Raw genomic sequence first — 14,962 nt, 5'->3', positions numbered from 1 at the left:
CAAAAAAATCACTGACTCGTATGATAGAAAACAATTCAGTAAATCGATACGAAGCTCCGATGAGGAAGAAAAGTAAAAAAATACCGGGTTGATCAGAGAGGAAATGCCGCTAGGCTGAGAGCATTTCTCGATACCGCTTTTTTGAAAGACACTTCCAAGGATCGTCTCCGAACAGATAACTCAGTAGGGGACGACGTAGACAGGCGTTAACTGTTTTAAGAGGAAAGATTTATCTTTCCATTAGGGTGGCACCGCGGGTAACTCTCGTCCCTGAATTTCGATTCAGGGATGGGAGTTTTTTTGTATCCAAAAAAAGGATTTAGCCCATTAGAATTAGCCGTTAGAAGAGCTTCTTGCTAGTGATTAAAGGAGGATATAAACATGAGTTTTCAAATTCCTAGAGGTACTCAGGATATTGTTCCTGGTACGTCGGAGTTATGGCAATACATTGAAGATAAGGCAAGAGATATTTGCCGCAGATACAATTATCATGAACTTCGAACGCCAATATTTGAGCATACCGAGTTATTTCAACGCGGAGTAGGCGATACAACAGATATCGTTCAAAAAGAAATGTATACATTTGAAGACCGCGGTAATCGTAGTTTAACACTCCGACCTGAAGGAACAGCTTCGGCGGTTCGAGCTTATGTGAATAACAAGATGTACGGTTTACCCGAGCAGCCAGTTAAACTGTATTACATCGGCCCTATGTTCCGCTATGAACGTCCTCAATCTGGGCGGATGAGACAATTTGTTCAGTTCGGAATTGAAGCGTTAGGAAGTAATGACCCTTCGATTGATGCCGAGGTTATTGCGCTTGCGATGAGTTTGTATCAAGAATTGGGACTTAAAAAGCTTAAACTATATTTGAATAGTCTCGGTGATAAAGAAAGTCGTGAGGCACACCGTCAGGCATTAATTAATCATTTTGAGCCAAGAATCGGAGAGTTTTGTAGCGATTGTCAAAATCGCCTGGAGAAAAATCCTCTACGTATTCTTGATTGTAAAAAGGATCGTGACCATGAATTAATGGGAACTGCGCCTTCCATCATCGATTATTTAAATGAGGAATCGACTGTTTACTTTACAAAAGTAAAAGAAGCCTTAGATCAAATGGGAATTGATTATGTTCTTGATGACCGCCTTGTACGCGGACTAGATTATTATAATCACACAGCATTTGAAATCATGAGCGACGCTGACGGCTTTGGAGCTATTACGACGTTGAGCGGTGGTGGTCGCTATAATGGACTTGTTGAAGAGATGGGTGGCCCATCAACACCTGGAATCGGTTTTGCAATGAGCATTGAGCGTCTATTAATGGCATTGGAAGCAGAAGGTGTTGAGCTCCCGATTGAAAAGACAATTGATTGTTATGTTGTCACAATGGGGGAAGAAGCACAAAAGGTTTCTAATGGCCTTGTTCAGAAGCTTAGAAATGCTGGGATTTCCACAGAGCGTGACTACCTTGATAAGAAGATGAAAGGTCAGTTTAAAGCGGCTAATCGACTCAAATCAAAGTACGTAGCTATTCTAGGTGATGAAGAAATTGAAAAGAATGAAATTAACATTAAAGATATGAACTCAGGTGAGCAAGAATCAATAGATTTAACACATGTTGATTCTTATCTGAAAGGGAAATTAAAGGAGGAAGTTGGAGAATGATCGGAAGAAGCCATTCATGCGGGAAAATTCGTGAAAGCGAGATCGGGCAAACAGTAGAATTAAAAGGTTGGGTTCAAAAGCGTCGTGATCTTGGTGGATTAATCTTCATTGATTTTAGAGACCGTTCAGGTATTGTACAGGTTGTATTCAATCCAGACCTTTCAAAAGAAGCGCTTGAACTTGCTGAGAAAGTTAGAAGTGAATACGTACTAGGCATTACTGGTAAAGTAGTATCTCGTGCGGAGGGAACGGTTAATCCGAATCTTCCAACAGGGTCGATTGAGGTACATGCTGAATCACTTGAAATCCTCAATGCTGCGAAGAATCCTCCCATTAGCATTGCGAACGATGTAGAAGTTGGAGAAGATATTCGCTTGAAATATCGCTACCTGGACTTGAGACGTCCGGTGATGCAAGAGACATTCAAGCTCCGTCATCGAACAACTAAAGTCATTCGTGATTTCCTGGATCATAATGAATTTCTTGAAATTGAAACTCCAATGTTAACAAAAAGTACACCTGAGGGCGCTCGTGATTACTTGGTACCAAGCCGGGTGCACGAAGGAGAGTTCTACGCTCTTCCGCAATCTCCGCAGCTCTTTAAACAACTGTTAATGGTTTCAGGATTTGAACGCTATTACCAGGTCGTTCGCTGCTTCCGAGATGAGGATCTTAGAGCGGACCGTCAACCTGAATTTACTCAAGTCGACATTGAAACATCCTTCCTTCCAAAAGAAGATTTAATTGCGATGATGGAAGAAATGATGAGTGCGGTATTGAAGGAAACGAAGGGATTAGAAATTGAAAAGCCATTCCAACGCATGACTCATGCTGAAGCGATGAATCGCTACGGATCAGACAAACCTGATACGCGTTTTGAAATGGAATTTGTGGATGTATCTGATCTTGTAAAAGACTCTGACTTTAAAGTATTCTCTAGTGCTGTTTCTTCTGGTGGAGCTGTTAAAGGTATTAATGCAAAAGGTGCAGCAAGTAAGTACTCACGTAAAGATATCGATGCTTTAACAGAGTATGTGAAAACGTACAAAGCAAAAGGACTTGCATGGTTAAAAGTAGAGGAAGATGGTTTGAAAGGCCCTATTTCTAAATTCTTTGACGAGGCTCTTGCATCTCAACTAAAAGAAGCATTCGATGCAGAAGCGGGTGACCTTCTTCTGTTCGTAGCTGACAGTAAATCTGTTGTATCAGACAGTCTCGGTTCTCTTCGTTCAAAGCTTGGAAAAGACCTCGACCTTATTGACTATTCCAAGTTTAATTTCCTTTGGATCATGGACTTCCCACTGATGAGTTACGATGAAGAAGCTGATCGTTATTTTGCGGAACATCATCCGTTTACAATGCCGTTGAAAGAAGACCTTCATCTTCTTGAAGAAGAGCCAGGAAAAGTTCGTGCAGATGCATATGACCTTGTCCTAAATGGTTATGAGTTAGGTGGAGGTTCCCAACGTATTTTCCAGCGTGATATTCAGGAAAAAATGTTTAAAGCGTTAGGATTTACAAAAGAAGAAGCAGAGGAAGAATTTGGTTTCCTTCTTGAAGCGTTCGAATACGGTACCCCACCACATGGTGGAATTGCATTTGGTCTTGATCGTCTCGTGATGTTGCTTGCAGGAAGAACGAACCTTCGCGACACAATTGCTTTCCCTAAAACAGCTAGCGCAAGCTGCCTGTTAACAGAAGCTCCTTCTCCAGTTAGTGAGGATCAACTAAAGGAGCTGAATCTTGAGCTAGCTAAGAAGCCAGTGGGTGCTGAGAAAGAGTGAAAAATAATAAAAAGGACCTAATACCTGATGATTGAAATCGGTTTGAAGGTCTGCTATAATTCAATTACAAGTTAACGAAGAGTCCTGAAGTGTTCGTTTACTTCCATAATAATTTGAGCCAACACTTTTACAACGGGAGCCTGACTCTTTCCATTCAAAGTACATGCCTCGGTAGCTGAGGACTTACGGAGAATGGGATAAGGCACCCACCTGCCAATGCAGGTTCAACGATTATGGAAAGGACGGCACAGTTGGGGCTCTTCTATTTTTATGACAATTAATAAAGCATCCGTTCATTTTGAACGGATGCTTTTTCTGTTTGAATGGTTTATTAAGTGTTCTAGTTCAAGAGTTCCAATATCTCCGTTTCTAAACGCTCGTCTCCACTTTTTTTGTCCAGCTGCAGTGGGCAGACTCTCGGTCACTTCACCCTCCAACTCGAACACAAAGGGCGTGTTCAATTTGGAGGGCTCCAGTGCCTGCCGGGTCTAAACGCCCACTTCCACTTTTCGTGTCTAGCTGCGACTCACAGAAACTGCGATATTTCGCTCTTGAACTAGAACACAAAAGGCGTGTTCTAGTTCAAGAGCTCCAATATCTCCGTTTCTAAACGCTCGTCTCCGCTTTTCGTGTCTAGCTGCAGCGCCCAGCCTCTCGATCGCTTCACCCTCTAAAATGAACACAAAGAGCGTGTTCTTTTTAGAGGGCTCCAGCGCTTGTCGAGGCTAAACGGACGCTTCCGCTTTTCATGATCTAGCTGCAGTGGGCAGACCCTCGGTCACTTCACCTTTTCATCCGAACACAAAGACCGTGTTCAAATGAAAAGGCTCCAGTGCCTGTCGTGTCTAAACCCCCACTTCCGCTTTTGGTGTCTAGCTGCAGCGCCCAGCCTCTCGATCGCTTCACCCTCTAAAATGAACACAAAGAGCGTGTTCTTTTTAGAGGGTTCCAGCGCTTGTCGAGGCTAAACGGGCGCTTCCGCTTTTCGTTTTCACCTTGCGACTTTTTCTAGGTTCCCATTCTTATCCATTTTGAATGTTGGGACGTTGTGGTCTTCGTTGTCGTTTAGGACGACCATTCTTCTGGCTCGGTCCATGATTTGGATGAGGGATTGGTAATCTTCTTTCATGATTTGTTGTTCGTTCTCGAGTGTTTTGATTTTTTGATGAAGAAGGGTGTTTTCTTCTTTTAGGTGTTGATTCTCTGATTCTAGTTTCTCGACATTTGTTCTAAGTCTGTTTGTTGAGGAAGCGGATTGTTCTAAGTTTGATAAGAATGAGATTACTTCTCTCATAGTCATTTCTTTTTTCATTTGTACCGGTTCGGTGTATGGTATTGAAGTTTCAATTAATGGTTGTGAGATTGGTTGTTCTTGGGTGGAAACAGTCGTATGTGTTTCTTTATTTGTGTATTCAGGCTGCCTTCGTTCGGCTCGTTTCATTTCTTTTCGCTGCTTTTTCGCTAGCTTTAAGGCCTGCTCGTATCTTTCGCGGACAATGGCATTCCAGCGGAATCCGACAGCGGCTGATGTGCGACTTAGTCGATCACCAACTTCATCAAAGGCTTTTAATTGCGTACTGCCTTCTCTTACATGCCGCAGCACTGTTTCGGCAAGCATTAAATCATCTTCATGAGACCAGGCATCTTGTCTTACTTTCATTTTCATTCAGCTCCTTTATGTGATTAACATTTTGCGTTTTGAAAGTAATCATAGCTTTGCCAGTATGGAAGAATTTATACAGAAGTCTTGTAAATTTGAGGTAGATTGCAAGAGTGAATAGAAAAAACAGCAGAGCATAAGCCCTGCTGTTAAGATTTCTTGCTATCGGATTTGATGCGTTCAGCGAAATAATCAAGTCTCTTTTGGATCGTTCTTTCGTGCCCGCGCTCAGTAGGTTTATAGAACGTTTTTCTGACCATGTGATCAGGAAGGTACTGTTGAGGGACATATCCTCCTGGATAGTCATGCGGGAATTTGTAGTCAATCCCATGCCCTAGTTCTGAAGCTCCTTTGTAGTGTGAGTCACGTAAATGAATAGGAACTGTTCCGTTTTTTTCTTTTTTTACTGCTGCAAGTGCAGCATCTATACCTGAAATCACCCCATTGCTTTTTGGAGCGGTGGCAAGATATAACGCTGCTTCGGCTAGTGGAATTCTAGCTTCCGGCATACCGATAAATTCGACCGCATAGCTGGCCGCATGGGCAATCAGAAGTGCGTTTGGGTCGGCTAATCCAACATCCTCAGCAGCATGGACATAAAGGCGTCTCGCGATAAATCTAGGATCTTCACCTGCATAGATCATTTTTGCTAACCAGTAAAGCGTAGCGTCTGGATCAGATCCTCGTATACTTTTAATAAAGGCCGAAACGGTATCGTAGTGATTATCGCTATCCTTGTCATATTGAAGCACGCGTTGCTGGATGGATTCTTCTGCAATTGCAAGACTAATTACAAGCTTCCCATCTTTATTTGGAGTCGTTGTAAGGATGGCGAGTTCTAACGCGTTTAGAGCTGTTCTAGCGTCTCCATTAGAAACGTCTATGAGATGCTCAATGGCTTCATCCTCGATTTCAACATCGTACCTTCCAAAGCCGCGATCCTTGTCGTTAATCGCCTGATAAAGAATGTTTTTAATAGTTGTTTCATTAAGATGTTCAAATCGAAATAATCTTGAACGAGAAAGAAGAGCCGCATTAATTTCAAACATTGGGCTTTCTGTTGTTGCTCCGATTAACACGATCGTTCCATCTTCAACAAAAGGAAGAAGTGCATCCTGCTGTGATTTATTAAAGCGATGGATTTCATCTATAAAGAGCACCGTTTTTTGATCATCAAGCTTTAAGCGATCTTTTGCTTCAGACGTGAGTCTTCTAATGTCAGCTACTCCTGAAGTAACAGCATTTAACTGTTCGAAATGAGCAGATGTAGTGTTGGCTATAATACGTGCAAGTGTTGTTTTACCGGTTCCTGGTGGACCGAAAAAAATCATTGGAGTAAGTTGATCAGCTTGGATGGCTCTTCTCAATAATTTGCCATCACCAATAATATGGTCTTGGCCGATAAATTCTTCAATGGATCTAGGTCGCATTCTGCTAGCGAGAGGTCCAGAAGAAGTATTGTTGTTTTCTTTTGGGTAATCAAATAAATCCATAGAACACCCGTCCTTTCATAGTTAGTTGAAACATACTATACGGGTTTTGGAAATGCAAGAAAAACCGGTTCGTGCTATAATAGCGAAGGTTTACTAACAGAATCAATGGCTAAATAGATGATAGAAGATTGAGTTAAGAGGGATGAGATGAAACCAGATAACAAAGGCATACCATGGTTCTGGATGAGCTGGGGAATATTTGTATTAGGTCTTTTGGTTATGGCTTTTGGCATTTCTCTGATGATTAAAGCTGAATTCGGTAGCGCGCCATGGGATGTCTTCCATATTGGACTGTATCAGCAGTTTGGATTAACAATTGGCACATGGTCAATTCTAATTGGTTTTCTGATTATAGGCTCGACTTCATTATTAGATCGAACCTGGCCAAAATTAGGTGCTTTTCTAAACATGCTGCTCGTAGGTGTGTTTATCGATATTTATTTATGGGTTCCTTTTTTAAAAACTCCGGATCATTTGATAGGCAAATTGGTTATGCTTGTTAGTGGTATTCTGATCATGGGGTACGGCATCGGTCTCTATATTGCAGCAGATCGTGGAGCAGGTCCAAGAGATAGTTTGATGCTTGTATTAACAGAACGAACGGGATGGAAGGTACAACATATCCGACTTACTATGGAAATAGTTGTCCTTTCTCTTGGATGGCTTTTGAATGGTCCTATTCATGTGGGAACACTTTTGTTTTGTATTACGATAGGGCCAATTGTGGGTTATTCATTGCCACAGTGCAAAAAACTTGTGGCTCGATTGATAGAAAGAGGTGGCAGATTTGAAGATATCAACAAAAGGAAGATACGGATTAACAATTATGATGGAGTTAGCAAAAAAGCACGGTGATGGTCCGATTTCTTTAAAATCCATTGCTAGAAGCAAAGATTTATCAGAGCATTACCTTGAACAGCTAGTCGCTCCATTAAGAAATGCTGGTCTTGTTAAGAGTGTTAGAGGGGCATATGGTGGTTATATTCTAGCGCAAGAAGCAAGTTCAATTACAGCGGGAGATATCATTCGTGTTCTAGAAGGGCCCATTAGTCCTGTTGAAGTTATGGACGATGAAGAACCTGCTAAACGAGATCTGTGGTTAAAAATACGAGACGCTGTGAAAGATGTTCTCGATTCTACAACGCTAGAAGATCTTGCCACCTATGAAGGTGAAGGAGAGCAAGATAGTTATATGTTTTATATTTAGTAGCCGGCTCGCTGCTGGTAGTAAGAGGTGACTAATAATGAGTGCAATTTATATGGATCATGCTGCGACCTCTCCGGTCCATCCCGATGTTATTGAAGCGATGGTTTCATCACTAAAAAGTGATTTTGGTAATCCTTCAAGTATTCATCAGTTTGGCCGTAAGTCGCGTCATGCACTTGATGAAGCGAGAAATAATCTTGCGAGCAGTATTCATGCTCGAGCTAATGAAATTATTTTCACAAGTGGGGGTACAGAAGCAGATAATCTAGCAATTGTAGGAGCTGCTAAAGGAAACCTTGCTAAAGGAAACCATATTATCACAACAGAGATTGAGCATCATGCTGCACTGAATGCTTGTAAAGTACTTGAAAAAGAAGGATTTGTCGTAACGTACTTACCTGTAGATGAGAATGGTAGAATTTCTATAGATGATCTAGAAAAGGCGATTCGGCCAGAGACAATCTTAATAACAGTTATGTATGGTAATAATGAAGTTGGGACAGTACAGCCAATTGCAGAGATCGCCAGGTTGGCAAACGATTCTGATATTCTGTTTCATACCGATGCCGTCCAAGCGTATGGCTTAATCGATCTTGATGTAAAGCAACTTGGCGTAGATCTTCTTTCTGTTTCAGCACATAAAATCAACGGTCCAAAGGGCGTTGGCTTTCTTTATGTTAAGGATGGGACAAAGCTGTTGCCTCATTCATTTGGCGGTGAACAGGAGAGAAAACGACGAGCAGGTACGGAGAACGTTGCTGGCATTGTAGGAATGGAGAAGGCAGCTGAATTAATGCGGATTGATCGAGAAGCGAAAGTGGAGCTTTATCAGAATATGAAGCAAGTGATGCTAGGTATTTTTGAAGAAGCATCCATTCCTTATCGTATCAACGGTGATCAGGATCATATTCTTCCACATGTATTCAATGTTAGTTTTTTAGATGCAAAAGTGGAACCGATGTTAATGAATCTAGATCTTGCAGGTATTGCAGTATCGAGTGGTTCGGCCTGTACGGCTGGATCGCATGAACCTTCACATGTGTTGACAGCGATGTTTGGTGATAATGAGAGAACACAAACGGCCATTCGTTTTAGCTTTGGATATGGAAATGCAATTGAAGATGCCACAAAAGCTGCGAGTGAAGTCGTTAAGATTGTCAATCGTTTGAAGAAGTTATAAAATAGTCAGGACACAATTTGTGTTAAAGAAGAGGAGGTGCAACCATGGCAGCACGTAAGAATGAAGATATACGAGTCGTGGTTGGAATGTCCGGAGGTGTTGATTCATCAGTAGCTGCATTAATGTTGAAAGAACAAGGCTATGACGTGATCGGCATTTTTATGAAAAACTGGGACGACACCGACGAAAACGGGGTATGCACAGCAACAGAAGATTACGATGATGTTATTCGTGTATGCAACCAGATCGGCATTCCGTACTACGCAGTCAACTTCGAGAAGCAATACTGGGATAAAGTGTTTACTTATTTCCTAGATGAATATAAAGGTGGACGTACACCAAATCCTGATGTTATGTGCAACAAAGAAATTAAATTCAAAGCATTTCTTGAACATGCACTAACGCTTGGAGCAGATTACCTTGCGACAGGGCACTATGCGCAAGTGGTCGAACGCGACGGAGAAGTCAAAATGCTTCGTGGTGTAGACGACAATAAAGATCAAACTTACTTTTTGAATCAGCTCACGCAAGAGCAACTTTCTAAAGTAATGTTCCCACTTGGAGGCATCGAGAAGAAAAAAGTTCGAGAGATTGCGGAAGAAGCGGGTCTTGCTACAGCTAAGAAAAAGGATAGCACAGGAATTTGCTTTATCGGCGAGCGTAATTTCAAAGAATTTCTTGGACAATATCTTCCTGCTCAACCAGGCAAAATGATGACGCTTGGTGGAGAAGAAAAAGGACAGCATGATGGATTGATGTATTATACAATTGGTCAGCGTCATGGCCTTGGAATTGGTGGCGACGGTGAACCATGGTTCGTGGTAGGTAAGAATCTTGACGATAATGTTCTTTATGTTGACCAGGGTTTCCATAATGATCTCTTATACTCTGATTCCCTTATTGCAGTGAATTCAAGCTGGGTTTCGAATCTTCCGATAGAAGAGCATATCTCTTGCACAGCGAAATTCCGCTATCGTCAAAAAGATTCAGGCGTTACGGTGGAAAAGCTGGATGACGATCGCTTGAAAGTAACATTTGATGAACCAGTACGCGCTATTACACCTGGACAAGCCGTTGTTTTCTATAACGGTGATGAGTGTCTCGGCGGAGCAACGATTGATCAAGTATTTAAGAATGCAAGTGAACTAACATACGTTTAACAATTAGCCTCATTTCGAAATGAAATGAGGCTGTTTTTTGAGGTGGAGAAACCGCCGCTAACTTATGCTAAACTAGAGATTAAGTTAAAGAAATAAGGAGTTTTTTTAAATGAGTAATAAAAATGAACAAGCGATTGAAGCAATGAATAATGGACAATTAGAAAAAGCTGTAACGCTACTTTATGAAGCAATAGAAGAGAATCCTAAAGATCCAGTTGCTTATACGAATATTGGAAATCTCCTCGCACAGGCAGGAGAAATTAAGCAGGCTGTCGCATATTTTGAAAAAGCGATTGATTTGGATGAAACGCAGGGGACTGCTTATTATGGCGCAGGAAACGCATTCTTTGAACTAGAGCAGTATAAAGACGCTGCAGACATGTACCAGAAAGCAATCCAGCAGGGGCTTGACCAAAGTGATGTTCACTTTATGATTGGTCAGTGCTTTATGATGCAGGATGCACTTCGATTAGCATTACCTTTCTTCCAGAGAGCTGTTGAGCTCAATGAGGAAGATACGGAAGCGCGTTTTCAGTATGCACTTTGTCTCGCGCAAGATGGGGCAATCGATGTAGCGCTTCCTCAGTTTGAGAGAGTCGTTGAAGAGGATCCGGATCATGCCGATGCGTGGTTTAATTTAGGTGTGAGCTATGCTTATCAAGAAAATTTGACGAAAGCAATAAGCTGTTTTGATCGTGCACTCGCTATCCAACCAGATCATCTCTTAGCAGGAAACGGGAAGAAACAAATGGAACAAGCGATGAACAATAACAATTAAATTTTAAGTTATTGGAGAGAAGATCTTATGGATCAGCCACAAAAAGGGTATATCAAAGGAAGACCCATTCAAATGATTTTTTTTAATGAAGATAGTTTGTATGGAGTGGCAAGACTTCGGATTTCTGAAACGAACGAACCTTATGATGAGAAAGAAGTCGTCGTGAATGGAATGATTCCTCGACTTCTTGAAGATGAGACGTATGTATTTTACGGACGCTTTACGGATCATCCCCGTTATGGGAAACAGTATGCTGTTGAATCATTTGAGAGACAGATGCCTGAATCAAAGCCAGGGCTTATCCAATATTTATCTAGTGATTTATTCCATGGAATTGGTGAAAAGACAGCTGAATCGATTGTTGATGTGTTAGGTGAGCGCGCCATAGCTAAAATTATGCGTGATCCATCAATATTAAGTAAGGTTCCAAAGCTATCTGAAGAAAAAGCAAAGGGACTATATGATTCTCTAATGGAGCATCAGGGGCTTGACCAAATTATGATTCGATTAACTGAGTTAGGATTTGGACCGAGACTATCGATGAAAATTTTTAAAGCCTATAAGCAAGAAACGCTCGAGATTGTTGAGAAAAATCCATATCAGCTTATTCAAGATGTGGAAGGTATTGGTTTTCGACGTGCGGATGATTTAGGGAGATCGATTGGTATTGAAGGAAAGCATCCTGATCGCATTCGGGCAGCATGTCTTCATACGTTAAATGAACAAACGTTACAGGAGGGACATGTGTATCTTGAGTACGATGCATTGATTCAATCTGTGAATGAGTTACTAGGTGATAAGCTTGATGAAGCAGATATTTCAAGGGAACTGATCTCTCTTTACGAGAGTGATAAATTGATTCTTGATCGAGAGAGAATCTATTTACATTCACTTTACTATGCTGAAAAAGGTCTTGTGACTGGATTAAATAATGTGATGTCGCAAACGGAGTATGCTGACTCTTTTCCGGAATCTGAATTCTATCGCGCTCTAGGAGACCTTGAAGAACGACTTGGTATTCAATACGCTCCCTCACAGCGTGAAGCGGTACAAAAAGCAATCGCTTCTCCGTTTATGATTTTAACTGGCGGACCAGGTACGGGGAAAACCACGGTTATTAAAGGGATTGTGGAGCTCTATGCTGAGTTAAATGGACTTTCACTCGAACCGAAAGATTACTCAAAGGATAAGCCGTTTCCAGTGCTACTTGTAGCACCAACAGGAAGAGCAGCGAAACGGATGAGTGAAGCAACAGGACTACCGGCTTTTACGATACATAGATTACTTGGGTGGAAAGGTGAGGCGGGATTTGAGCATGATGAGAATAATCCGATTGAAGGCAGGTTGTTAATTGTCGACGAAGTATCCATGGTTGACGTGTGGCTTGCCAATCAATTATTTAAATCCTTACCATCTCAAATTCAAGTGATTGTTGTTGGTGATGAAGACCAACTTCCTTCGGTAGGGCCAGGACAGGTGCTCAAGGATATGATCGATTCACATGCAGTTCCCGTTAGTAAACTGACGGACATTTATCGACAAGCTGAAGGCTCTTCGATTATTGATCTCGCGCACTCTATTAAAGAAGGAGAGCTTCCAGAAGAGTTTCGGAAACCAACGCCTGATCGGAGGTTCTTTCCTTGTTCCCAAGCACAGATTATAGAGGTTGTCTCGCAAGTGTGTGGCAATGCATTAAAGAAGGGATACTCTCCTCGGGATATTCAAGTTCTGGCTCCAATGTATCGAGGATCGGCAGGAGTGGATCGGCTAAATCAGGAGCTTCAAAAGCTGTTTAATCCTGCAACAGAGCAGCGAAGAGAGCTTTTGCATGGAGATCTCGTTTATCGAGTCGGTGATAAAGTTCTTCAACTTGTAAACAATCCTGAAGACAATGTCTACAATGGTGATATGGGCGAAGTTGTTTCTGTATTCTTTGCGAAAGAAAATATTGAAAAGCAGGATCAGCTTGTTGTTTCATTTGATGGACAAGAAGTAGTTTATGACAGGCCTGACTTTAATCAATTAACACATGCCTACTGCTGCTCCATTCATAAATCCCAGGGTAGTGAGTTTCCGATTGTTGTTCTTCCTATTGTAAGAGGGTATTATCGGATGCTACGAAAAAATCTTCTTTATACAGCCGTTACAAGGAGTAAGGATTATTTGATTTTATGTGGAGAAGAAGAGGCCATTAAACTAGCTATCCAAACAGAAGATGATCAGGTTCGAAACACGCAATTAACGGAGAAATTGCAAGAAATGATTGGGGAACAAAAGACAATTGAAGAGTCGATGTAGAAGCCAGAGAAAATCTCTGGCTTTTTTCTATTTAGCTTTACTAGGTAATTCACGCCTTATGAACATGAGGCTCTGTTGAAAAGAAGCGATTACTTTACAAATGCCGTATAGAATGATTTCAAACTGGACAGGATGGTGTATATCTTCTTAAATAGCTGGATTAGGAGGCATATGGAGATGGAATGTCCAAATTGTAAAAGTAAAAATATAGGGAAAATCGGGGCAAATCAATTCTATTGTTGGAACTGTTTTGTGGAAATGTCGATTATTAAAGGAGTTCTTTCCTTACACCAGGTGGAAGAGGACGGATCGCTGACATCCCTGGATGATTTATTTGAAGACTATGATATGCGAGTTGAGTTGTAGATGGTATTTGCTAGCAGGAGGGATTGACAGTGAAGCGTGAATGGAACCTGAACTGGATCATTTATTTAACGACCCTTCTGCTAGTTTTTTTATGCATTTATTTATTGCTGAAGCTTTCTCCAATTTGGGATCCGATCATCGATGTGTTAACTGTTTTAATTGTTCCATTTTTAATTGCTTCTCTTATAACTTATTTGCTTCATCCCATTGTAGAGAAAATTCATAAAGAAGGTTTGCCAAGAGGGATAGCTGTACTTTTAATCTATGTTCTGTTTTTTGGAGGTACTGGCTATGCGATTTTTAAGGGGCTTCCTCATATTGTGAAACAGTCACAGGAGTTAATGGAGAACGTTCCAATGTTCATTGATATGTATCGGGATGCTGTGCATCATACATATGACTTCACTTCAAATTTACCTCCTGCTTTACAAGGAAAGGTTGATCAAACTTTTCAGGATGTTGAAGATGCTGTTAACAATACATTGACATTGGCGGTTGAATTAGCAAAGAAGTTACTTAGTTCTTTTTTTGTCATTATGATTATTCCTTTCATCGTGTTCTATTTACTGAAGGATTTTGAGACGTTAAAAAAAACAGCATGGAGAATAACGCCACCTAAGTGGAGAGCACCCGGAAAGAACCTACTCATCCGAATAGATGAATCGCTTGGTAATTATATTCGAGGTCAATTTTTTGTCATTTCGGTGTTAGGTGTTCTTGCGGCACTGGGGTTCTGGTTGATTAAGCTTCCATATGCAATTCTACTGGGGATTATCGTTGGTATAACGGATATTATCCCATACTTTGGACCTTTTCTTGGCGCGGCTCCAGCACTATTAATTGCATCGACCGTTTCAGTTAAAATGACGATCATTACGATTATCGTTATTGTGGTTCTTCAGTTTATTGAAAGTAATATTCTATCGCCCTATATTGTTGGGAAAAGTCTGCACATTCACCCGGTCATCATAATTTTTGGACTTCTTGCAGGGGGAGAGATTGCTGGCGTAATCGGACTAATTCTTGCAGTGCCTGCTCTTGCGGTTCTGAAAGCACTCTTTCTCTATCGAAACGAAGATGAATGAAGCAATTGACAAACGAATGCTGCTCTGACTATAATAATCCCAGAGATTAAGAATTAAACACATTGACGGAACGAGTATGTTGACCCCTATTCTTGAATACGAACTGTATTCGTTAGAGAGAAGCTCCCTGGCTGTAAGAGCTTTAAGAACAAGATCAGCAGAAAGCTAATCCTGAGTGCGGGTTAATCCCCGCCGTCTCGACCTCGTTACGGTCGCTTGAGGTGATAGACAGTTTTGTCTATAACCAGGGTGGTACCGCGTGAGCATTTAAACAAAACTCTCG

The 14,962-nt window shown here is 41.3% G+C and carries 12 protein-coding genes, 1 other RNA gene and 1 other annotated feature; of the genes, 11 read left to right on the top strand and 2 right to left on the bottom strand.

Going from position 1 to position 14,962, the window contains the following annotated elements; translation table 11 throughout:
* Nucleotides 1-50: 50 nt before the first annotated feature.
* Nucleotides 51-275, top strand: a binding site (T-box leader).
* 106 nt (nucleotides 276-381) lie between these two features.
* From hisS to ssrS, 3 genes are all read left to right on the top strand, one after another.
* Nucleotides 382-1,668 carry a histidine--tRNA ligase gene (gene hisS, locus AC0VYH_RS15335; RefSeq protein WP_194219433.1) on the top strand — a complete coding sequence of 429 codons (1,287 nt, stop codon included), beginning with the start codon at nucleotides 382-384 and terminating at the stop codon, nucleotides 1,666-1,668.
* A complete protein-coding gene (gene aspS / locus AC0VYH_RS15330; RefSeq protein ID WP_283153941.1) occupies nucleotides 1,665-3,452 on the top strand; it encodes an aspartate--tRNA ligase in 1,788 nt (595 codons plus the stop codon). The genes hisS and aspS overlap by 4 nt, the downstream gene beginning before the upstream one ends.
* A 78-nt stretch (nucleotides 3,453-3,530) precedes the next feature.
* A non-coding RNA gene (ssrS, locus tag AC0VYH_RS15325) (6S RNA) lies at nucleotides 3,531-3,714 on the top strand.
* Nucleotides 3,715-4,443: 729 nt separating this feature from the next.
* Here ssrS and AC0VYH_RS15320 read toward each other — a convergent pair.
* Complete coding sequence (locus tag AC0VYH_RS15320; protein WP_283153942.1) at nucleotides 4,444-5,112, bottom strand: RsfA family transcriptional regulator; 669 nt, start codon at nucleotides 5,110-5,112, stop codon at nucleotides 4,444-4,446.
* A gap of 149 nt (nucleotides 5,113-5,261) precedes the next feature.
* Complete coding sequence (locus tag AC0VYH_RS15315) at nucleotides 5,262-6,605, bottom strand: AAA family ATPase (protein WP_194219437.1); 1,344 nt, start codon at nucleotides 6,603-6,605, stop codon at nucleotides 5,262-5,264.
* 147 nt (nucleotides 6,606-6,752) lie between these two features.
* On the opposite strand from AC0VYH_RS15315, the gene AC0VYH_RS15310 reads away from it, so the two are divergent.
* From AC0VYH_RS15310 to AC0VYH_RS15275, 8 genes are all read left to right on the top strand, one after another.
* Nucleotides 6,753-7,460, top strand: a complete 708-nt coding sequence (locus AC0VYH_RS15310) for a YczE/YyaS/YitT family protein (protein ID WP_194219438.1) — start codon at nucleotides 6,753-6,755, stop codon at nucleotides 7,458-7,460.
* Entirely contained in the window at nucleotides 7,393-7,812 is a 420-nt protein-coding gene (gene cymR / locus AC0VYH_RS15305) for a cysteine metabolism transcriptional regulator CymR (RefSeq protein ID WP_160918687.1), read from the top strand. The genes AC0VYH_RS15310 and cymR overlap by 68 nt, the downstream gene beginning before the upstream one ends.
* 37 nt (nucleotides 7,813-7,849) lie before the next feature.
* The gene (locus AC0VYH_RS15300; RefSeq protein ID WP_475372717.1) at nucleotides 7,850-8,992 is read left to right on the top strand and encodes a cysteine desulfurase family protein; all 1,143 of its coding nucleotides are present in this window, start codon (nucleotides 7,850-7,852) and stop codon (nucleotides 8,990-8,992) included.
* Nucleotides 8,993-9,036: 44 nt separating this feature from the next.
* Entirely contained in the window at nucleotides 9,037-10,152 is a 1,116-nt protein-coding gene (gene mnmA, locus AC0VYH_RS15295) for a tRNA 2-thiouridine(34) synthase MnmA (protein ID WP_194219440.1), read from the top strand.
* Nucleotides 10,153-10,261: 109 nt separating this feature from the next.
* A complete protein-coding gene (locus AC0VYH_RS15290; RefSeq protein WP_194219441.1) occupies nucleotides 10,262-10,930 on the top strand; it encodes a tetratricopeptide repeat protein in 669 nt (222 codons plus the stop codon).
* A 27-nt stretch (nucleotides 10,931-10,957) separates the two neighbouring features.
* Nucleotides 10,958-13,228 (top strand): SF1B family DNA helicase RecD2, encoded by a 2,271-nt coding sequence (recD2, locus tag AC0VYH_RS15285; protein ID WP_194219442.1) that lies wholly within the window; start codon nucleotides 10,958-10,960, stop codon nucleotides 13,226-13,228.
* Nucleotides 13,229-13,405: 177 nt separating this feature from the next.
* Nucleotides 13,406-13,594, top strand: a complete 189-nt coding sequence (locus AC0VYH_RS15280; protein WP_194219443.1) for a hypothetical protein — start codon at nucleotides 13,406-13,408, stop codon at nucleotides 13,592-13,594.
* Between the two features lie 29 nt (nucleotides 13,595-13,623).
* The gene (locus tag AC0VYH_RS15275; RefSeq protein WP_242057263.1) at nucleotides 13,624-14,679 is read left to right on the top strand and encodes an AI-2E family transporter; all 1,056 of its coding nucleotides are present in this window, start codon (nucleotides 13,624-13,626) and stop codon (nucleotides 14,677-14,679) included.
* Nucleotides 14,680-14,962: the final 283 nt, after the last annotated feature.

This window comes from Anaerobacillus sp. QJM3NY_32 (assembly GCF_056173645.1).
The sequence above is the reverse complement of the archived record's forward strand: the minus strand, read 5'-3'. Positions and strand labels throughout refer to the sequence as shown.